Below are 20,218 nucleotides of genomic sequence, written 5' to 3'. Positions count from 1 at the left end.
CTGCGATGCGTCAAATGATCAAACTCGAAGCCGGTGCCGAGCATTCGCAGAAGCAACCCGAGCAATCCATCCAAATGTCCGGTCATGCCCACGCACGCGGCAAAATATACATTGCAATAATGTGGGCTGGATGCGCGAAGTTCCTGTCGCAACGCACCTACGCGTCGGCATCAGCGGGTCGTCCGGAGTCTGCCCTTCGCGCCTGCACCATCACGGACGTTCGCGGTACAGTCGGACACGCCACGGGACAGGGGGGGCGGATGACTGCTCGTATCGCTGAATTGTCGGTGATGGTGGTCGAGGACCACAGCTTCCAGCGCAACATCGCGCTGCGCCTGCTGGCGGGGCTCGGCGTCGAGCGCGTCTACGAAGCCGCGCACGGCCGCGCCGCGCTGGATATCCTGCTTACGCTGCAGGAAAAGCCCGATGTGCTGCTGGTCGATCTGGACTTGCCGGAGATGGACGGCATCGAACTGATCGGGCATGTCGCAAGCCGCCGTCTCGCCCGCGCCGTGGTCGTGCTGTCGGCGCTGGACCCGGCCCTGCTCCACACCGTGCAGACCATGGCGCGTGCCTCCGGCCTGCGCGTGCTCGGCGCGGTGGAAAAGCCGCTGACCGCCGCCAAGCTGCAGGAGGTGCTGGCGCTGTTCCACCACGAAGCCGAGGAGAGCGGCTATCTCGTGCCCGTGGAATTCGACCGCCAGACCCTCGTCGAGGCGATCGAAGCCGAGGAGATCGAACCCTGGTTCCAGCCGCAGGTGTCCATCGCGAGCGGCCATGCGGTCAGCGTCGAGGCGCTGGCGCGCTGGGTGCGCAACGACCAGGTGCTGCTGCCGGCGCAGTTTCTGCATCAGATCGAGCGCGAAGGCCTCATCGATGCATTGACCGAAAGCATGCTGCGCAAGTCCTGTCGCTGGCGTGTGCGCTGGGCCGCCGCCGGGCTGGACCTGCGCCTTTCGGTCAACGTGTCCATGCTCAACCTCGCGCGCGTGGATACCGCCGACCGCTACCAGCAGATCGTGCAGCAGGCCGGTGTGCGCACGCGCGACGTCGTGCTCGAAGTCACCGAAGGCTCAGTCATGGGCGAAGCGGCCAGCGCGCTGAACGTGCTGGCGCGGCTGCGCCTGAAGGGCTTCGGCCTGGCCATCGACGATTTCGGCACCGGTTATTCCTCGCTCTCTCAGCTGTCGCAGATTCCGTTTACCGAGCTCAAGATCGACCAGGGCTTCGTCACCGGCGCGGTACGCCAGCCGCGCAAGCGCGCCGTGGTCGAGACCAGCCTGGCGCTTGCGCGCAAGCTCGACCTCGGCACCGTGGCCGAAGGCGTGGAAACGCTGGAGGACTGGCAGATGCTGGCCGAACTGGGCTGCGACTACGCCCAGGGCTATCTGATCAGTCCCGCCGTCTCCGGCACCGCGCTGGTCGAACAGGTGCGCCAGTGGAGATCGCCGCAGATGCCGTCATGAAGCCGGGCCTGACGCGAATGGGCCGCTTCACGCTCAGCATCCGCCAGCAGCTGCTGGGCCTGTTCGGCCTGCTGCTCGCGACCGGGGCCACCGTGCTCGTGCTCGACACGCTCAACGAGCGCGCCACGGTCAGGACCATTACCCAGTTGCGCGAGGATTCGCTTGCCGGCCTGCGCTACGTCAAGAACATTTCCGATGCCTACGGCATGGACGTGGTCGACACGACGTTCCGCGTGCGCAACGAGCTGATGGGCTGGGAACAGGGCGTTGAAGTGCTCGATCGCGCCTCGGACCGGATCCAGGACCAGTGGGACAAGCTGCTCAGCACGCACCTGACCGAAGTGCAGCAGACCCTGATCGACGACATCCGCCGCCAGCGCGAGAGCGCCGACCGCGCCGCGGCCAAGCTGCGCGCGATCCTCAAGTCGCAGAACATCGACGATCTGGGCCGCTTCGCCGACACCGAACTGTATCCCGCGATAGATCCGGTCACGACGCGGCTGAAGTTCCTGTCCGAACTCCAGATGATCACCGCCAACGGCAACCTCGACGCCGACGCGCGGCGCACCGTGCGCATCAGCCTGTGGCGCCTAGGCCTGAGCCTGCTGGCGTTCGCTATCGTCGCCGTCGCCGGGCGGCGCATCCTGCGGCACATCTATCGCGGCGTCGAAGAACTGGTGCGGCTCGCTCGCTCGGCGCGTGCCGGAGATTACGCGGCGCCAGTCGGCGAATGGCCGCGCGGCGAGCTCGGCCAGGTCGCCACGGCCTTCGTCGAGATGCGCGAGACCCTCGGGCGTCACGAAGTGGAGCTGCGTCATTCCGAAGCGCTGGCGACCGAGGCGAATCGCGCCAAGACCGCGTTTCTCGCCGCCATGAGCCACGAGATCCGCACGCCGATGATCGGCGTCGTCGGCATGCTCGAACTGCTCACGCATACCGACCTCGATGCCGAGCAGCGCCGCTGCGTCGACGTCATCGACACCTCGGCGCAGTCACTGCTGCAGATCATCGGCGACATTCTGGATTTCTCGAAGATCGAGGCCGGACGGCTGGAGATAGCGCCTGCGGCGACTGATCTGCGCCGGCTGCTGGAACAGACCATCAACAATTTCCTGGGCGTGGCGTCGTCGCGCGGCCTGTACCTGACCCTGCAGATCGACGCGGGCATTGCGGACGCGCACCTCGTCGACCCGCTGCGTCTGCGCCAGATCGTGTCGAACCTGCTGTCCAACGCGCTCAAGTTCACCCACAAGGGCGGCGTGCGCGTGGAGCTGGAACTGCTGATGGGGGACCCGACCAGCCAGACCATCGCGCTGCGCGTGCACGACAGCGGCATCGGTATCGGCCAGGAACAGCAGGACAGGCTATTCACGCCGTTCGCCCAGGCCGAGGCGGGCACGGCGCGCAGCTACGGCGGCACGGGCCTCGGCCTGGCCATCAGCCAGCGGCTGGCCCAGGCCATGGGCGGCGAAATCGGCCTGCGCAGCCGGCTCGGCGAAGGCACATCGGTCAGCCTCGTCCTCGCGCTGCCGACCGCGACTCGCGAAGCAGTCGCGGCGGACGCCGCGCCACTGCGTCGCGAAACGCGGATCCCGCAGCGGCCAGCCCCGGGCATCGCGCAGGCCGAGCACGAACGCAGCCTGATCCTGCTCGTCGACGACCACCCGACCAACCGGGACGTCATCGCCCGCCAGCTGGCCAAGGCCGGCTATGCCTGCCTCAGCGCCGGTGACGGCGAGGAAGGCCTGCAGCAGTGGCTGAGCGGCCGCTTCGCCCTGGTGCTGGCCGACATCCACATGCCGCGTATGGACGGCTATGCCATGGTCGCCGCGATGCGCGCGACCGAGCAGCGCGAGTCGCGCGCACGCACTCCCGTGGTCGCCCTGACCGCGAACGTGACGAAGGGCGAGGCCGAGCGCTGCGTGGCGGCCGGCATGGACGATTTCCTCGGCAAGCCGGTCAGCATCGCGCAGCTCGCGGCCAAGCTGCGGATCTGGCTGCCGCATGTGCCGTTTCCCGAGTTGCCGCCGGTCGATGCCGCCGCCATCGCGCTACCCGGTGCGATCGACCGCAGCGTGCTCGACGAAATCACCGGCGGCGACGCGCGCGAGGCGCGTCAGCTGATCGACGAATTCCTGGCCGCTGCGGAAAGCGACCTGCTCGCGCTGGAACACGCGTTCGAGCGCGGCGACCGCGACGGCGCCGCGCGCGAGGCGCACCGCATCAAGGGCGCGGCACGGCTGGTCGGTGCGGGGGAACTGGCGCAACAGGCCGGGGTGATCGAGCAGGAGTTGCGCGGGTCAGCGGCACTGTCCGTCGTGCTGCCCAAGCTCGCGCCGCTGCGGGCTGCGCTCGATGAACTCAGTGCATTGCCTACGCGGTCGGCGTGATGTCCGGGCGGGGCAGATCCACGACCACGTCGCGCACATAGGCGCGCGGATCCTTGCGGTGGCGCAGCACAGAAATACAGGTGTGGTAGAGAAGAGCGCCGGCCAGCGCAATCAGAAACAGATCTGCGACACCACGCTCGGGACCGCGCAAAACGATCCAGAAAATGGTTATGACGAACCACATGCCGCTTTCCATCGACGTCATTCGCTGCTCGTGACGCGAGCGCAGCACGGCCTCGCAATGCGGGCAACACACCACTTTGTGCTGCCAGCGCAGCGGCGCGGGGATCTTCGGTCGCGTCTGGGTCAGCAACTCGCGCGACTCGAAACGGCCGGCACAGGCCGGGCAGACATAGTGCCCACGAGTGTGCTGCGATGGCGGCGCTGCGGCAGACTCCATTACAGCGCCTCGGCGTCCATTTCCCCGGTGCGGATGCGCAGCACCTGGTCGAGCTGGTAGACGAAGATCTTGCCGTCGCCGATCTTGCCGGTATTGGCCGACTGCATGATCGCTTCGACCACGCGATCGCACAGGTCGGCGCTGACCGCGACCTCGAGCTTGATCTTGGGCAGGAAGTCGACGACGTATTCGGCGCCACGGTACAGCTCGGTGTGGCCCTTCTGCCGGCCAAAGCCCTTGACCTCGGTCACGGTGATGCCCTGCACGCCGACCTCCGACAGTGCTTCGCGCACATCATCGAGTTTGAACGGCTTGATGATGGCGGTGATCATTTTCATGGTTGCGGCCTCGGCCTGATTGCGCGCGAGACTGCGCGTCGGCGCGACTATAGCCCAAGCCTTTGCGTGGCCTCACCGGTCTTCATCGTGTCATTCCGGTGCGTCGTTTGCAGCAGATGCAAGTGCTCTCGGATTTTTCCGAGGCATTTGTCAGGCGATTTCCGACGGCCGGCCGCATCCGGCTCGGCTAAACTAAGCCCATCGCCGGCCACCGCGCCGGCCCTGCTCCATCCTGCAATGCCACGCGGCTCGTCCGCGGCGCCATCGGCAGGCGTCAGGAGCAGCCACCGCCTCGGAGACCTCCATGATCGATGCACGCACCGTAGACGAACTGGCCCGCCGCCTTACGGAACTCGTTCCCGCCGGCCTCAGCAGTGCCGGCGCCGACGTCGCCGACAACATCAAGGACGCGCTGCGCGCCGGCCTGCGCAAGCTCGATCTGGTCACCCGCGAAGAATTCGATGTGCAACGCAGCGTATTGCTGCGCACCCGGGAGAAGGTCGAGGCGCTGGAAGCCCGCGTCGCGCAGCTCGAACAGCTGCTGCAGGCGCCGAAGCATTAGCCTTACCTCCCGAGGCAGCCCTCTGCCACCCGATCGCCCGCGACACTCATCGCCGCCGCCATCACCGCCGCGGCACGACCTCGAGCACCCGTCTGGAGTCCGTTCCCCCTGAGCGGGGACCGCGGAAAACGGCCATGGATGGCCCCCCTCGCACTACGTCGCCTGTGGTTACCTCGGGCGCAAAGCACTCCGCGCCCAGCCGTTTGGTCGCTCCGTTCGGAATGCCCACATGTCGAGCCCGCTGCCCACCAGCCCCGGTCGGGGAAGACTCGAGTTCGGCCCGGCCCCTCCAGAGTCACCGCGCACGCGATCCCGCCTTGTTCACGAAAATGAAATGCGCACAATGCTTGTAAGACGCGAAGTACACAGGTAGCTTCTGCGCGGGCAGCGGCGGCGAATACGGGAAGACGACGATCCGACAGATCGTCGAATGCATGCCGGCTGCGACATGCCCGCCATCGGCGGGTTTCTTGCAACCATCCAGGGGAATGGCCATGCAGCAGACAGATCTTCGTTTCCGTGTATCCGTCGTGGTCGCAGCCTTGCTGCCAGCCGCCTATGCGCTGGCCCAGTCGGGCGCGATGAATTCGTTGAAGAGCGGTGCCGTACCGACCGGCGTGGCCGTCACCAACAGTTCCAGCGCGAGCGTCTACGCCAACCTCGTGCTCGGCCAGCCGCCGGCCTCGCCACCGGCGGGCTGCAGCAGCCTCGGCACGCAGATCACGAGCCTGACCGACGCCAATCTCGCATTCACGTCCAGCGTCGCCGGCAAGACCGTGAAGTTCACCCCAGTCACCGGCGTGACCGACAAGGGCTCGTACCAGATGGCGGCCGGCGAGACCATCACCTATACGCCCAGTACCACCGCCTGCGGCACCGCCCAGTGCAGTCCGGCCGTTACCTTCAATTTCTTCTTCACGCCGACCAACGTCGGTTTCGCCGACAACAACGGCTGCAACAACGCGACGTTCCCGAACGCGACCAACCTGGCCGAAGCCTCGATCAATTTCGGCGTCAACGGCTCGGTCGGCGGCAGTTGCGCGAACGCCGACGATACCGACATCAGCGCGGTCAACGGCGTCAATGCGATCCTCAAGGTCGTCACCAGCGGCAGCGGCTGGCCGGCCGCGACCAGCACGGCGCAGAACGGCCTGCTGGGCAGCAATGCCAACAAGCCCGGCGTCTTCGGCTGGGCCGCGACCAACTGTAACGGCGCACAGGCCAACGCCGGCTACCCGAATCCGTCGGCCGCCTGCGGCGCGCCGACAAATGCGCCGCTGGCCACCGGCACGCCGGCCTCCTGCGCCACGCCCAAAGGCGTGACCTACGCGCCGATCGTGTCACCCGACGGCAAGACGTCCTACTGCGACGAGCGCAGCGACGCGGGCACCTGCAACAACCAGCGCGACGCTTACGTCACCGGCGGCAATGTGCAGATCACTTACGTGAAACAGGCCTATTGATCAGGCCGGGCAGGCGTCGGCGAAGATGCCGGCGCCTGCCAGCTCAGCGCCGGTAGACGATGAAGGACGTACGCCGGGCCAGCGTGTCATACAGCGAACGCGCCGCCGCATTGAACTCCTGCGTATGCCAGTAGACGCGCTCGGCGCCGCGCGCATCGGCCTCGGCGTAGACCTGCTCGATCAACGCGCGGGCGACGCCGGTCCCTCGCTGTTCCGGTGCGACAAAGAGATCTTCCAGGTAGCAGTAGCTGCGCAACGACCAGGTAGATTCGTGGAATAAGGTATTCGTGAACCCGACGGCCGTGCCCTGTTCGTCGAGCGCGATGAAGCCGCTCATGCTTGTACCTTCGCACAGCCGTTCGAACGTGTACGCGGTGACCGTCGCGTCGACCTCGGCGCGATAGAACGCGCAGTAGGCCGCCCAGAGAGGATCCCAAGCGGCGCGATCCTGCGCGGCAAGGCGGCGTATGGTGGTGGTCACGGTAGTCCCCAGTCCGTACGGCGTCGGTGCCGCCCAGCCATTGAACCAGAACGCCGCATCGGCCATGCGGTCCGCTTCAGCGCGAACCCGGGGAGCCGGTGGCTGCGTGGCTCTGTTGCATGCCGGCGCTCCTGCGTGCGAATCGCGTGCGATACGCTCGGCTGCTGAGCGCGGGGCGTTGCTGGAATCGTCGCGTCATTGCATATACCCAGCCTGCCCTGGCTGCCTTTTTCCGCCTCGCCCGGAGGGCGCGCATGCGAACCCTGTTTCGAGCCTGCATGGTCATGCTGGCACTACCGTTGCTCTGCGCCTGCCAGGCCGCGTTCTTCCGCACGGTCAACACCGGGCATGACGGCATCGAAGCCAGCGCGCATACCTATTCGGCCGAACACGATCTGAAACTCGACGTGTATCGACCGCCGAACGCAGACCGCCCACTGCCCGTGGCGCTGTTCTTCTACGGTGGTAGCTGGCGCAACGGCGAGCGTGGCGGCTACGCCTTCGCCGGGCGTGCGCTTGCGGCTAACGGCGTGCTGACCGTCATCGCCGACTACCGCAAGTATCCGGCCGGCACGTTTCCGATCTTCGAATTCGACTCCGCCGCGGCGGCACGCTGGACCGTCGACCACGCAGCCGAGCTCGGCGGTGACCCCCGGCGCATTTTCCTCGTGGGCCACTCGGCCGGTGCGCACATTGCGGCGCTGCTGGCCACCGACGCGCACTACCTCGCTAGCCAGGGCCTGAAGCCGACCGATTTCGCCGGCGCCATCGGCCTGGCCGGCCCCTACGACTTCCTGCCGCTGACCGACCCGGCCCTGGTCGAGGTCTTCGGTAGCCCGGACGAATGGCCAGCCTCCCAACCCGTGCGCTTCGTCGACGGCGACGAACCGCCGTTCCTCGTCGTGCAGGGCGACCGCGATCGCATCGTGCAGCCGCGCAATGCGGTGTCGCTCGTCACTGCGCTGGAGCAGGACAAGGTGCCCGTGACGTTCCGGCGCTATCCGAACGCCGGCCACTTCCGTGTGCTCGCCGCACTGCGCTTCACCTGGCTCGCGCCGACCCTGGCTGACGTGCTGGCGTTCGTGCGGTCGACACCGCCCGCATCGCCGTAGTTGTTCTCAGGACGGCGTGGTGCCTGGCATCTGCTGGCACAGCGGCAGTTGTCTTCCCCCATGAAAACACGTGTCCAGGAAAGCGACAGACAAGACGCGCTACAGCTGCCACTGCTGCGCCGCCACCGCCAGCCCCGAAACCACGCCCAGTGACGCATCGCCGATCACCATCCGGATGCCGGGGAATTCCCGCGCCACGGCCTCGCGAATCAACGGCGCCCGCGACGATCCGCCGGTCAGGAAAATGGAATCCGGCACCGCATCGATATCGGTTCGCACGCGACGCAACAGCGCGCCCAGGCGATCGAGGAAATCCGTGTAGGCCTGATCGCGGTGACGCAGATCGAGATCCGCGACGAGCCCGTCCTCGATGAAATCGAGATCGACACGATCCGAGGCCATCTGGCCCAGCGCAATCTTCATGCGCTCGGCCTCGCGGTTCAGCAGCGAGGTTGACCCGGTGCGCTGCAGGGCCTGCAGCCGCGCACCGAAGGGCTGCGGCGCGTCGCGGTAGTTATGTCCGCGGAACTCTTTCTGCTGCGGCGGGCTGTGCACGCTGGCCGCCTCGCGGAAGTGATGCACCGGGATCAGGTGATGGCCGCGCCCGAACAGCGGCATGAAGGCGGCGAGGCTCAACTCGATGTCGATGTCGGTACCGCCGCGTGGGAGGCCCCAACTGCCCAGTATCCGCGCCGCGGCCGCATCGCCGCCGACTTCGGCGAAGGCCACATCGGTGGTGCCGCCGCCGACATCGACGATCAGGCTACGCTCGGGCACGATGAGCTGGGTGTGGTAGTGCATCGCGGCCGCGGCTGGCTCGTCGAGGAACGCGATCTGCTCGAAGCCGGCGGATTGCGCCGCTTCGGTCAGCATCTCCAGCGCCTGCGCCGTGCCTTGGGCGCCCATTGCGCTCTTGAACTCCACCGGACGGCCGAGGATCGCCGTCCGTACGGGCGCGCCGAGCTGGCGTGTCGCGCTCAGGCGAATGTGCTCCAGCACATGGCTGGCGATATGCAGGATCACGCGGCGCGCATTCGGCAGCAGCTTGTAGCCGAGCATGGACTTGGGTGACTCGACCAGATGACCCAGGCCGTCGTTGATGTATGCGTCGATCGCCTCGTCGCCGAACAGCGCGTCATTGACCCTGACCACGGCCCCCTGCGACTCGCGCACCTGGCGTTCCATCCAGTTGCGCCGCACATGGCGTATGCCCGCCGCGCGCAGATCCGCATCGCTGCGCGCGACGGGCTCGTATCCGCGCGCGTCGCCGCTGTCCCCTCCGCTCAGTCCTTCGGCCTCGTCGCGGCGCTGCTGGCGGGCGGCCGACACGCTGCGCTGATCCGCCCGGGCCGAGCGGACATAATCCTGGACCTCCCGCTCGCGCTCAGCATCGAGATAGAAATCCGCCGGATCCGGCACCGCCGCTGGAAAGAACACCGCCGTGCGGAACTGATCCTGCTCGCCGAAGCGAATCCCCTCGAGCCGGCCCCCGACATAGGCGGCCGCCGCCGAATAGCTGGTTCCAAAATCGATACCGATCTGCATCACGGCTCCGGGGTTCGCGGGGCGCGGGAGTGTAGTGAGCGGCGCCGTGCCTGTCGCGTGTAGCACGAGGCACAGACGCCTACTGGCGATTCCGGAGGCTCGGGCGAACCTGCGCGCACTCGATCGGCGACATGATGGGCGTGCAGCTCATCGTCTCATCGGTGGGTTCACGCAAATTTCTGCAAGCGTACGCCCTGACATTCCTCAGTCAATTTTCAGTCGTTGGATCGCCGATATACATGCCAGGCCTGCAGCGCATGGTGTCTACGACGTGAGACATGCGGAACCGAGATGCGCATGCTCGCCGGTTCAATGTTCCCTGGGCTCTGCCGGCGTTTTCGCCTGACATCGATCTGCTCAGGTCGAGCCGGACTGCCCAGTCCTCCGACGCCATTCCCGCGGCGATACTCCACAATGCGCCTTGAAAGCGCGCGACAGAGCGGCCTCGCTACCGAATCCGACTTCGGTGGCGACCATCTTGAGTTGACGGCCGCGGCGCAGCGCCTGCTGTACCAGGCTAACGCGCCACCCCTGGAGATACTGGCCAGACGTGAGGCCCAGGGTGTCGCGGAACTGGGCTGCAAATACGCTGCGCGACATGCCTGCCACGGAAGCAAGCCTGTCCAGGCCCCAGTCCTGCGCGGGGGCTTCATGCATCGCAATCAGCGCATTGCGCAGACGAGGATGGGACAGTCCGGCCAGCATGCCGCTGCGCAGCTCCCCCGACTCCATGAGTTGACGCAGGATCTGGATCATCAGCACTTCAAACAGGCGGTTCACCAGCGCGTGGCGGCCGCAGCGGCTTTCAAAGGCTTCCTCGAACAGTAGTGTCAGCACCGGCTCCGCGCCCGCGACCGATGCCAGCGGCAGGCAGATGAATTCGGGCAGGGCACTACTGATCGGGTTGCTGAGTCCACCCTCGAACCGGAGGTTGGCGCAAGCCATGTCCGCGCCGCGCTCGGAGTCGCTGATGAATCGGTGCGCCAGCGGCCGGGGGTAGAGCAACAGGCTGGGCTGGTCCACGACCTGCCGGTGATGACCGTGCACCACCTCCAGCGGGCCCTGGCGAACCAGGTGGAGCTGGCCGGCGTCCCCGTCCGCGTCCAGGGCGTTGATTCCGCACAGCGCGCCGGCATGGAACACCTGGGCCGTCACCGGGAAACGTTCGATCAATGCCGCCAGCCGGTCGCCCATCGCAATACTCTCGGACAAGTTTTCAGGACTCTATGGCTCATTGCGGCCGGCTGGAAGCAGGAAAGTAGGCCTCGCCAACCGGCAAACCTTCCAGCCACCTAGAGGACCCACCATGAACCTGTTCACTCGCATGCTCACCGCCTCCACCCTCGCGGTCGCCTCCCAGGGTGCCGTCGCCGCCAACGCCGTTCAGGCCAAGGGCGCCGCACCGACCTCGCAGCAGGCGGTCCGCGGCAGCTATGTGACCACGCCCGACGGCGTGCAGATCTATTTCAAGGACTGGGGCCCGAAGGGTGGCCCGGTGGTGACCTTCAGCCACGGCTGGCCGCTGAACTCTGACAGCTGGGAGTCCCAGATGCTGTTCCTGGCCGACAAGGGCTACCGCGTCGTGGCGCATGACCGACGCGGCCACGGACGCTCCAGCCAGCCCTGGCAAGGCAACGACATGGACCACTATGCGGACGACCTCGCTGCGGTGATCAAAGCGCTCGACCTGCGCGACGTCACGCTGGTCGGCTTCTCGACCGGCGGCGGTGAAGTGGCGCGCTACATCGGCCGGCACGGCACGGGCCGGGTCAAGGCCGCGGCTCTGATCAGCGCTGTCCCGCCGCTGATGCTCAAGACTGCCGATAACCCGGGCGGACTGCCGCTGGAAGTGTTCGACGGTCTGCGCAAGGCGTCGCTGGCGGATCGCTCGCAGCTGTACCTGGATATTGCGTCGGGCCCCTTCTTCGGCTTCAACCGCCCCGGTGCGAAGCCCAGCCAAGGCATGATCCAATCGTTCTGGGCGCAGGGAATGCAGGGTGGCCACAAGAACACCTACGACTCGATCGCTGCCTTCTCGGCAACTGACTTCCGCGACGACCTCAAGGCCTTCGACGTGCCAACCCTGGTCATCCACGGCGACGACGACCAGATCGTCCCCATCGATAGCTCTGGCCGTGCTTCGGCAGCGCTGATCAAGGGCGCCAAGCTGATCGTGTATCCGGGAGCACCTCACGGCCTCGCCGACACCCACAAGGACAGGCTCAACCAGGATCTGCTTGAGTTCCTCAAGCAGTAATCCCCCCCAGAAATACAAGGCCAGGCCCGCATGCGGGCCTGGCCATTTTCTTTGGGTCGCCCTTCGGCGCTTGCGTGGCGCACTACCTGTGAGCGCCGCTCGGACTGACGAAAGCCTCTCATGGGAGCCAGAGACTCGGAACGCTGCGCGAACTCAGCGGAGGAATGTGGCGCTCCCGGCGAAAAGCTAAACCAAGCGCGCTTCGGCGGCGCGCTCGGCCAGGACCCGCGCTGTCGCTGCGACGAGGATCTGCCGAGGATTCGGACACCCACGAGGATTCGGACACCCATGATCCGGCACGACGAGGATTTGGTCGCTCCACGATCCGGCGCGCATCGCGAAACGCCAGCTGACCTCGCACACCGGAATTTTCCGACCCCCCGACCCGAAATCCGACGACGCAAACGCAATGCGATTGCTCCACGATCCCGGCATGGACAAACCATCGCCCGTGCAACCAGCTCGCCGTCATAGCCGGTTTCGAGCACCGCACCACACCGCGTCGTCGACCGCACTCGTCTGTTGTGACCTTACGAAGTCTGCGCGGCCGCTCATCCGCTCGGAGAGGGATTCCGCCACGCGTCGATACCGCCGATCCCGATGAGATTGCAAACCGCGAACGACGACCCTGCGCATGCGCGTACAGCGACCAACGAATCACGTTCCAGCAGGGCAACACAACGCCGTCAGCGATAGATCTCCACGATTTTCATCGTGCCCTTGACGAGCATGGCGCCGGTCCACTGCAGCGCTTTTCCGTCGGGCTTGGCATCGCCGCTGACGATGACGACCGGGGGCGCCGGAATGTTGTCGTCCAGCGCGAGGAACTGAGCCACGTTCTTCAGGCCGCCGGTCTTGTCGGCCGATGTCTTGAGAAAAGTGACTTTGTTGTCGATGAATTTCGACGCGCCGGCCTCTTCGCCGACGATCAGTGTCGTAATGTCATTGACCGCGAGATTCGTCGGTATGGTTCGGTAGTACATGGTTATACCTGCCTTGTCCAAGGTTGCGATGTCTGGTCAGGAGGTGCAGTCGTTGAGCACGCCCGCATCGGCGAGCGCCTTGTTTATCTTCGCGACGCCTGCGGGGTCGGCATCCCGGTTCAAGGCGCGCAGCTGCGCCGCGATCTTGTCAGCGTCTGACTTGTCCGCGTCGTCGACAGTGACCCCCAGCGCCTGGGCGGCCTTCAGCAGCGCGGGTGCTGTGCGCTTCGGGTTCGCCGTGAACAGGCTGCGGGTCGAGCACGCCTTGAGGTCGATCTGCTGTGGCGACAGCTTCACGATGTCGCGCACGTTCTTGAGATCCGCTTCGGCATCGGATTGGATACCGCGCGACGTGGCGCTGACATAGCTGATCGCCGCGAGCAGGGTGCCGGCGCGCTCGTAGGCCTGCAGATCGCGGAACGCATCGCGGCCCGGATACGTGTCGAGATCCTTGGTCATGCCTGTTTCAATCGTCAGCCTCACCTGCGCGCGGCTGGCATCCATCGCCGCGACGAGTGCGAGCACCGTCTGTTCGTAGAACAGCGTCTGATCGACGATCGCGACACCGCCGGACAGCAGCGTGCCGGCCGCGGCGTAGTTGGTCTTTGCGGTGACACCGTCGGTCAGCGTGCCGGCGACGCCGATCGCAAGTCCGGCCAGACCGGTCGCAAGATCCATGATGGCCTTGTCGCGGCGGAGGTTGGAGACGTAGGTCTCGTAGACCTGATCGATCAGCACGAGACGCGGCCCAAGCACGTCATTGCGCTTGGCGTCCGTATCGGCGAGCAGCAGATCCCGGCCAGCCAACGACAGACGCATCTTGCTCGTCCGGTCGGTGTCGCTCGTGTCGGCCGGCACGTCGAGCGTCGACGGTGGGCCACCGCGAATTGCCGGTCCGCAGCCGCCCGTTGCGAGCAGCGACATCGAGAGCAGAACTGCAACTAACCGGCGCATAGGATTCCCCTGTCGTTTTCGGTTTTGGACACAACCGCACTGAAGCGGCCTTCGCTGCATGATTTCTCTCACCCAGCGCTCGAACACACCCATCGTGAAAGACGAGCAAAGCGTACCCGGCGCCCGGAGCGGCTTGGGTAGGTACGCGTGGCTCGTGTTTTCCAGTTCTACCTATCTGGCAGGAGCGGCTCGCTGGCGTCGGATCAGAAGACGCGGGCTGTCGGTCCGGGCCAGCCATTCGAAATTGCGTCCCGGAACTTTCCGACCCCCCGCCCCGAAATTCCACGATGCATCCCCCATGCGATCGCAACAAGATCGCACTATGCACAAACTGTCAATCCATCGTCGCCCAGGACCCGAGGCGCGCGCGCTGCATCATGGAGCAGCGTCGCCATGAGCCTCGCCATCGTCCACTCCCGTGCGCAGGAAGGCGTTTCCGCACCGCCGGTCACGGTCGAGGTGCACTTGTCCGGCGGACTGCCGGGCACTTCGATCGTCGGCTTGCCGGAGACGGCGGTGAAGGAGGCGCGGGATCGCGTGAGGGTGGCGATACTCAATGCGCGGCTCGACTATCCGGGTCGGCGCGTGACGGTGAATCTGGCACCGGCGGATTTGCCGAAGGACGGTGGCCGTTTCGATCTGCCGATTGCGCTGGGCATCCTCGCGGCGTCGGGGCATCTGCCGCGTGATGCATTGCAGTCGCGCGAATTCGTCGGTGAGCTGGCGTTGTCGGGCGAGCTGCGCGCCGTCAACGGCGTATTGCCGGCGCTGCTGCGGGCGCAGGCGGCCGGGCGTCAGGCGGTCGTGCCGCTGGCGAACGTTGCGGAAGCGTCGCTGATCGACAGCGCGGATGTGCGTGTGGCGGCGAGCCTGCTCGACGTCTGCGCGCATCTGCGTGGTCTAGCTGAGTTGCCGCGTGCGGCAGTGGCGCTCGCCGAGATGGCGGCGGCCGATGCGCTTGCGCGCAATGCGGCCGCGGGCGAAACGCCGGGGCTAACGTCGCATGGGGGTGCGGTCCGAGTTTCAGGTGCGGCATCCGGTCCGGCATCGCGTTCGACATCAGGCACCGCGCCAGGCGCGGTCGCAGCAGCCCAGCCTTCGCGCCAGCCACTGCTTGCCGACCTTGCCGATGTGCGCGGCCAGCTGCAGGCGCGCCGCGCGCTGGAGATCGCGGCGGCCGGTGCGCATCACCTGCTGTTCGTCGGTCCACCGGGCACCGGCAAGACCATGCTCGCAAGCCGCCTGCCCGGAATCCTTCCGCCGCTGTCGGACAGCGAGGCGCTGGAGTCCTGCGCCGTACGCTCGGTGGCCGGGCAGGGCGTGGACATCGCGCGCTGGCGCCAGCGTCCGTTCCGCGCGCCGCACCACACCGCGTCGGCGGCTGCACTCGTCGGCGGTGGCTCGATCCCGCGTCCGGGTGAAATCAGCCTCGCCCATCACGGCGTGCTGTTTCTCGACGAACTGACCGAATTCGACCGGCATGTGCTCGACGTATTGCGGGAACCGCTGGAGACAGGCCGCATCCTGATCTCGCGCGCGGCGCGCCAGGCCGAGTTCCCGGCCGCGTTCCAGCTGGTGGCCGCGATGAATCCGTGCCCGTGCGGCTACGCCGGCGATCCGCGCGGGAATTGCAGCTGCACACCGGATCAGGTGCAGCGCTATCGCGCACGCGTTTCCGGTCCCCTGCTGGACCGCCTCGACCTGCAACTCGAAGTGCCGCGCGTGCCCTTGTCCGAGCTCAACGCCATGAGCGCGAACGGCGAGACCAGCGCGTGTGTCGCCCAGCGTGTCGCGGCGGCGCGGCAGCAGCAGCTCGATCGCGCCGGCAAGACCAATGCGGCATTGAACACCGGTGAAGCGGAGCGCGACTGCCCGCTGCGACCGCCGGACCGTGCCTTGCTCGAACGCGCGGTCGATGCGCTCGGCCTGTCGGCGCGCGCCTACCATCGTCTGCTGCGCGTATCGCGCACGATTGCGGACCTCGATGGTGAGGAGCGTATCGGCACCGCGCATCTGACCGAAGCGATCCAGTACCGGCACATGGAACGGAGGCGCTGAACGGCGACCGACAAGAAACAACGCGGCAGCCGCGGTTGCTTGGCTGCCTGCATTCTGCCCGCCATCGCGACGCTCGTGGATCATTCCTCGCTGATGCAACCCGCATCATTCGGTGTCCGTCGCTGCTGATGCCGGTGTCGGCTTCGCACACCTATCCGCCTGCCGCCTGCCGTATATAGACGTCCGCCTCGTCACTCCTCCGCCCGCCGATGCTTCAACGCCTGCTGCCACAGCGTCTCGATCTGCTGCTGCAACGCCACCGCCTCGCGCGCCGTGACCACGCCGACGGCGCCGTAGTGGCCGCTGCGCAGTTCCACGCGCTGGAGATGCACGCGGGCGAGTAGCAGGCGCATGAATTCCGCGCCGAGGCCGAGTTTGCGCAGGTGGTCCTGGATGCGCAGCGTGCGCAGGCTGCTGCCGTCGACGACGGCGACGCCGAGCGTGCTGTCGTGAATGTGTTCGGCGCTGCGTGAAAGCACCTGTTTCCATTTCAGGCGCAGCACGAACAGCCGCGGAGTCGCGTCGGGTTTCTGCAGCACGCCCAGCGCGTCGGACAGCAGGATGCCGCGCTCGACATGGTTGATCACGCCGCTGTCGGCGAGCGCGTCGATCTGTTCGCGCCAGCCCTGCCCGGGGTCCGGCCGAAGTTCGTCGACTTTTACCGCGTCGTTGATGCGCGGCAGGTCCAGGCGGATTTCGCAGAACGCGACGAAGCGCGCGCCATAGGTCGGCGCGCTCGCGGCCCAGGCGATGCGGAACATCGGCGCCCAGCTCCAGTGGCGGAACACATTCATCCAGCCGCGGTTGTCGGGATGTTGCCAGGTACGTTCCAGATCGAGGTCGTGATAGACCGATTCCATGAGCTGCATGAGCTCCTGGCAGAAATAGAAGCAGCAGCGGAAGTCCGCGCCGACCGGCAGGCGCGTGCGGCGCGCATGGGGCTTGGCCGCGTCGGCGGGTGCGGTCGCATCGGCCGCGACGAGGTCGGTCCAGGCGGGATAGATCTGCGCGTCGAGGATCGCCAGCGCCGACGTGCTGCGCAGCTTTTCGAACAGTTGCGACATCGCCTTGCCGTGCGCGGCGAAGCGTTGCTGCAGTCCGCCGATCGGCGCGACCCACTGGTGGCGCAGCTCGACGAGGACGCGTTCCTTGAGGCCGGAGTCGTGCACGCCGAGTCCCGCGCGCGGCGCGGTCGCCGCATCTGCGCCGGCCCGTTCCAGCGCCGGGATGATGGCCGAGGTCGCGACGAAATCGCCGAGGCGGCGATAGCTTTCAAACTGCGCCTCGTCGAAGAACTGGTCGGCGGTGGATTCGTGCGGAAAGCTCGGGTGCGCGCTCGCGTAGTGCGCGACGTCGGTGGGCTCGGTGCCGGTCAGCGTCGGCTTGAGGTACAGCAGCGTGCCGCTGCTGCCGTCCGCATAGGCGATGCTGCCGACGGCGCAACTGCGCGGACTGTAGCCGTCGGCGCCGGGCTTGAGCGCGCTCACGTCGATGCGGATGTCGGCGCCGAAGTCGACGCGGCATTTGTGCACCGCGTTGCCCAGGTCGGCGAAACAGCGTGTCGGATCAGCGCCGGCATCGACGCAGAGCACGAAGCGGCAGCGTCGCCGCACCAGCTCGTACAGTCCGAGGTTCTCGAAATGGCCGCCGTCGGAAAGGTAGACATAGCGACCACCGTCGCGCGTGAGGCCAAGCATCTCGGCCAGCAGCCAGCTGGCGGAAAACGGCGCGCTACCGGCGCTGGGCCGGGTCGGATGGCTGGGATTGGCCAGCCACCAGCCCAGGCGCGCATCGAACAACGTCAGCAGGAAGGTGACCGCGGGCGAGCTGTGATAGCCCATGTTCGGGCTGACGGCGGCACCGGAAATCGATACCGCGCTGCCCAGGGTCAGCGCGGCAGCGAGCGGGTCCGGCGTTGCGCCGGGAATGGCCGTGGCCGCAGCCCACGGCGCCGGATCGCCGACCGCGGTCGCGCCCACGCGCGAGGGCGGCGGGATGTAGCCGCAAAAACCCGGCGTCAGGCAGAACGACGCGGCCTTGCGGTCCTGCCAGTCGAGCTGCTTGGCCGCGACGAGATTCAGGGCCGTGCCGATCAGCGGATACAGCGGCCGGCAGCCGTCGTCGCGCTCCACTTCCACCACATCGGCCAGCACGATGTCGTCGTGCGGATCGAAATTCGTGATCGGTTCGGGCTGGCGCTGCGCGTTGCTGGCGCCCAGATAGCAGCGCACGAGGCGGTTGCGATAGAACGCGTTCATGCTGAACTCGTTCACGTTGACGGCAAGGCCGAACAGCAGCCAGATGCCCACGGCAACCAGCGCGACCACCGCGACGACCCCGATCTGCGTATCGGCACTCAGCGCGAGATGGCCCAGATACGTGGTCAGGCTCTTGTCGGCGCCGGTCGGGCGCTCGTCCCAGCCGCCGACGGTCAGCAGCGCCTGGGCGCCGAGGCTGATGCCCACGAGCAGGCCGAGCACGAACACCGCTGGCGCGATGCGCACGAGGCGGTCGAGCATGGCCGAGCGCGGCTTGTGTCCTCCACTGCGCTGGCTGTAGGCCAGCATCACGCCCGAGCCCGAGGTGAACAGCCACGCGACGACGCCGGCCCAGCCGGAAACGGCGCGCCATTTCTCGCCGACGAAGCCCGACAGGCTCAGGAGCAGCCACGGGCCGTAGATGGTCAGCGCGAGCGTCAGCACCATGCCGACCAGCACCAGGCCCGCGGTCTTGCCGCCGACCCGCGCCCACACCTCGCGCTGCAGGTCGCTGAGCGCATCGCCGGCCAGGCCGACGTGCACGACGCCGGTCAGCGTGACCGCGGCGAGCGTGAAGGCCGGGCCAATGATCATGCTGTGCCACAGCGTGGCTTCGCTGGCGCCCCAGGGTGCGAGCAGGCGCAGCGTGGCGATGATCGCGAAGCCGCTGAACACGGCGGAGCCGAGTGCGGCGAAGACGAACCGCCACGGGTGCTGCTGCAGCGGCAATCGCCATTCGTCGTCGTTGCGGCGCAGCCGCATCAGTGCGCGATCGAACACGATCCAGATCAGCCAGATCGCCAGATACAACGCGCCGGTCAGGACGCCGAGCCGCGTTTCCAGTGCCGCCTGCGGCAGCAGCGCCAGCGAGAGCGTGTCCCACGGTTCGGGCAGGCGCACGAGCTTGCTCAGGCCCGTGGCGCCGAGGAACGAGCCCGCGGCGAGCGCACCGACGACGCCGAGCGCGGCCAGCGCGACGCGCGTGCGCGGCCGCTGGTCGTCGGTTTCGGCGCGCACGGGACGGTTGGCCTGCCCGCCGATCCAGCCCAGCAGGACCGCAGCGAACACGCAGAGCAGCCCGGCGACCGACAGCGACACGCCGGGGGCCGTGCCTGCCCAGCGCGCGACAACGTGGAACAAAAGAATGGGCAGCAGGCTCAGCGCGAGCAGCAGCGCGCTCAGCTGCACCTGCACCAGCAGCACGTTACGCACGAAGGTGCCGATCATGCCGAGCGTGTCGCCGGACAGCGGCGATTTGCGCGGACTCAGATAATTGCTGTACTCACGCAGGTGCTGGATCGGCAGTTGCGGATCGTCCGCCGCCCGTCGCCCCGGCATGGCGGTGCGTTCGCGCAAGGTCGAACGCAATACCTCGAACGCAGCGCCGAAGCCACGACGCCGGATCAGCCCCTGCAGGAAACCGCCGATGTAGCCGCCGCCGGAAATCGTCGACTGATAGTGGAAGCAGCGCAGCAGGTTGTCGCGGGCCAGGGCCTGCAGCACGCCGAGCGAAAACGTCGCGCTGCGGATGCCGCCACCCGACAGCGCCAGGCCCCAGGCCGACGCATCGTCAGTGCGTGCCTCGCCGGGACGCAGGCCCAGGATCAGGTCCATCTCCGCGCGGCGCAGCGCATCCGCATCGATGCCTGGCCCGGGCGGAGGCGCAGTGATCCGCGCCGCCGCGTCTACCGCCGCCTGGGTTTCCGTGGAGACCATCGCTATTCCCCTGCGCGCCGCGGACCGCGGCAGCCTACACCGGAACTCGTGGCGAAACACGCATAGTGCGCAATGTGGTCAAGGCCGCACCGGCGACGGCGCCAGTCGAGGCACACGCCGCCGCCTGGCAGACTGCGGTGGCTGCATCGCCAGCGCGGAATCGCGTGCGCCGCGGTCAGGCGCGCCTGACCGCGGCATGCGCTGACGTCGGTGCAGCCTTACCGCGCTCGGCCGC

General features: G+C 67.1%; 15 protein-coding genes. 7 read left to right on the top strand and 8 right to left on the bottom strand.

The features are described 5' to 3' along the window. Window positions 1-260: 260 nt before the first annotated feature. On the top strand, window positions 261-1,466 hold the full coding sequence (locus RUU78_RS19855) for an EAL domain-containing response regulator (protein WP_313919393.1): 1,206 nt from the start codon (window positions 261-263) through the stop codon (window positions 1,464-1,466). Beyond that, window positions 1,463-3,856 (top strand): ATP-binding protein, encoded by a 2,394-nt coding sequence (locus RUU78_RS19850; RefSeq protein WP_313919391.1) that lies wholly within the window; start codon window positions 1,463-1,465, stop codon window positions 3,854-3,856. Before RUU78_RS19855 ends, RUU78_RS19850 begins: the two co-directional genes overlap by 4 nt. Here RUU78_RS19850 and RUU78_RS19845 read toward each other — a convergent pair. After that, window positions 3,840-4,169 (bottom strand): hypothetical protein, encoded by a 330-nt coding sequence (locus tag RUU78_RS19845; protein ID WP_313919389.1) that lies wholly within the window; start codon window positions 4,167-4,169, stop codon window positions 3,840-3,842. The two genes, RUU78_RS19850 and RUU78_RS19845, sit on opposite strands and share 17 nt — an antisense overlap. Before the next feature lie 86 nt (window positions 4,170-4,255). Continuing rightward, complete coding sequence (locus RUU78_RS19840) at window positions 4,256-4,594, bottom strand: P-II family nitrogen regulator (RefSeq protein ID WP_313919387.1); 339 nt, start codon at window positions 4,592-4,594, stop codon at window positions 4,256-4,258. A 304-nt stretch (window positions 4,595-4,898) separates the two neighbouring features. Here RUU78_RS19840 and RUU78_RS19835 point away from each other — a divergent pair, with 304 nt between their 5' ends. Next, on the top strand, window positions 4,899-5,156 hold the full coding sequence (locus RUU78_RS19835; RefSeq protein WP_313919385.1) for an accessory factor UbiK family protein: 258 nt from the start codon (window positions 4,899-4,901) through the stop codon (window positions 5,154-5,156). A 494-nt stretch (window positions 5,157-5,650) separates the two neighbouring features. Further along, a complete protein-coding gene (locus RUU78_RS19830; RefSeq protein ID WP_313919383.1) occupies window positions 5,651-6,619 on the top strand; it encodes a hypothetical protein in 969 nt (322 codons plus the stop codon). 43 nt (window positions 6,620-6,662) lie between these two features. Here RUU78_RS19830 and RUU78_RS19825 read toward each other — a convergent pair whose 3' ends face one another. After that, window positions 6,663-7,166, bottom strand: coding sequence for a GNAT family N-acetyltransferase (locus tag RUU78_RS19825; protein WP_313919382.1), 504 nt, complete (start codon window positions 7,164-7,166; stop codon window positions 6,663-6,665). A gap of 188 nt (window positions 7,167-7,354) precedes the next feature. Here RUU78_RS19825 and RUU78_RS19820 point away from each other — a divergent pair, with 188 nt between their 5' ends. Next, the gene (locus RUU78_RS19820; RefSeq protein ID WP_313919379.1) at window positions 7,355-8,212 is read left to right on the top strand and encodes an alpha/beta hydrolase; all 858 of its coding nucleotides are present in this window, start codon (window positions 7,355-7,357) and stop codon (window positions 8,210-8,212) included. Window positions 8,213-8,311: 99 nt separating this feature from the next. Here RUU78_RS19820 and RUU78_RS19815 read toward each other — a convergent pair whose 3' ends face one another. Together RUU78_RS19815 and RUU78_RS19810 are read right to left on the bottom strand one after the other, a co-directional pair. Further along, complete coding sequence (locus RUU78_RS19815; RefSeq protein WP_313919377.1) at window positions 8,312-9,757, bottom strand: Hsp70 family protein; 1,446 nt, start codon at window positions 9,755-9,757, stop codon at window positions 8,312-8,314. 357 nt (window positions 9,758-10,114) lie between these two features. Further along, complete coding sequence (locus RUU78_RS19810; RefSeq protein ID WP_313919376.1) at window positions 10,115-10,951, bottom strand: AraC family transcriptional regulator; 837 nt, start codon at window positions 10,949-10,951, stop codon at window positions 10,115-10,117. A gap of 112 nt (window positions 10,952-11,063) precedes the next feature. On the opposite strand from RUU78_RS19810, the gene RUU78_RS19805 reads away from it, so the two are divergent. Then, the gene (locus RUU78_RS19805) at window positions 11,064-12,014 is read left to right on the top strand and encodes an alpha/beta hydrolase (RefSeq protein WP_313919375.1); all 951 of its coding nucleotides are present in this window, start codon (window positions 11,064-11,066) and stop codon (window positions 12,012-12,014) included. Between the two features lie 686 nt (window positions 12,015-12,700). Here RUU78_RS19805 and RUU78_RS19800 read toward each other — a convergent pair. Together RUU78_RS19800 and RUU78_RS19795 are read right to left on the bottom strand one after the other, a co-directional pair. Continuing rightward, on the bottom strand, window positions 12,701-12,997 hold the full coding sequence (locus tag RUU78_RS19800) for a hypothetical protein (protein ID WP_313919374.1): 297 nt from the start codon (window positions 12,995-12,997) through the stop codon (window positions 12,701-12,703). 36 nt (window positions 12,998-13,033) lie between these two features. Further along, window positions 13,034-13,951, bottom strand: coding sequence for a hypothetical protein (locus RUU78_RS19795; RefSeq protein WP_313919372.1), 918 nt, complete (start codon window positions 13,949-13,951; stop codon window positions 13,034-13,036). Between the two features lie 393 nt (window positions 13,952-14,344). Between RUU78_RS19795 and RUU78_RS19790 the strand changes: the two genes are divergently transcribed. Next, on the top strand, window positions 14,345-16,009 hold the full coding sequence (locus RUU78_RS19790; protein ID WP_313919370.1) for a YifB family Mg chelatase-like AAA ATPase: 1,665 nt from the start codon (window positions 14,345-14,347) through the stop codon (window positions 16,007-16,009). 191 nt (window positions 16,010-16,200) lie between these two features. Here RUU78_RS19790 and RUU78_RS19785 read toward each other — a convergent pair whose 3' ends face one another. Then, window positions 16,201-19,983: a hypothetical protein gene (locus tag RUU78_RS19785; RefSeq protein WP_313919367.1), complete on the bottom strand. Its 3,783-nt coding sequence runs from the start codon at window positions 19,981-19,983 to the stop codon at window positions 16,201-16,203. Between the last annotated feature and the right edge of the window lie 235 nt (window positions 19,984-20,218).

The sequence above is a fragment of the Tahibacter sp. genome, assembly GCF_032229445.1.
GTDB lineage: Bacteria > Pseudomonadota > Gammaproteobacteria > Xanthomonadales > Rhodanobacteraceae > Tahibacter.
This window is presented reverse-complemented; position numbering and strand designations above follow the sequence as displayed.

Excerpts from the sequence above, each read along its gene's own strand:
- RUU78_RS19840 (WP_313919387.1), bottom strand. The coding sequence starts at position 4,594 with ATGAAAATGATCACCGCCATCATCAAGCCGTTCAAACTCGATGATGTG.
- RUU78_RS19835 (WP_313919385.1), top strand. The coding sequence starts at position 4,899 with ATGATCGATGCACGCACCGTAGACGAACTGGCCCGCCGCCTTACGGAA.
- RUU78_RS19790 (WP_313919370.1), top strand. The coding sequence starts at position 14,345 with ATGAGCCTCGCCATCGTCCACTCCCGTGCGCAGGAAGGCGTTTCCGCA.
- RUU78_RS19825 (WP_313919382.1), bottom strand. The coding sequence starts at position 7,166 with ATGGCCGATGCGGCGTTCTGGTTCAATGGCTGGGCGGCACCGACGCCG.
- RUU78_RS19815 (WP_313919377.1), bottom strand. The coding sequence starts at position 9,757 with ATGCAGATCGGTATCGATTTTGGAACCAGCTATTCGGCGGCGGCCGCC.
- RUU78_RS19850 (WP_313919391.1), top strand. The coding sequence starts at position 1,463 with ATGAAGCCGGGCCTGACGCGAATGGGCCGCTTCACGCTCAGCATCCGC.
- RUU78_RS19830 (WP_313919383.1), top strand. The coding sequence starts at position 5,651 with ATGCAGCAGACAGATCTTCGTTTCCGTGTATCCGTCGTGGTCGCAGCC.
- RUU78_RS19795 (WP_313919372.1), bottom strand. The coding sequence starts at position 13,951 with ATGCGCCGGTTAGTTGCAGTTCTGCTCTCGATGTCGCTGCTCGCAACG.
- RUU78_RS19785 (WP_313919367.1), bottom strand. The coding sequence starts at position 19,983 with ATGGTCTCCACGGAAACCCAGGCGGCGGTAGACGCGGCGGCGCGGATC.
- RUU78_RS19855 (WP_313919393.1), top strand. The coding sequence starts at position 261 with ATGACTGCTCGTATCGCTGAATTGTCGGTGATGGTGGTCGAGGACCAC.
- RUU78_RS19805 (WP_313919375.1), top strand. The coding sequence starts at position 11,064 with ATGAACCTGTTCACTCGCATGCTCACCGCCTCCACCCTCGCGGTCGCC.
- RUU78_RS19800 (WP_313919374.1), bottom strand. The coding sequence starts at position 12,997 with ATGTACTACCGAACCATACCGACGAATCTCGCGGTCAATGACATTACG.
- RUU78_RS19810 (WP_313919376.1), bottom strand. The coding sequence starts at position 10,951 with ATGGGCGACCGGCTGGCGGCATTGATCGAACGTTTCCCGGTGACGGCC.
- RUU78_RS19820 (WP_313919379.1), top strand. The coding sequence starts at position 7,355 with ATGCGAACCCTGTTTCGAGCCTGCATGGTCATGCTGGCACTACCGTTG.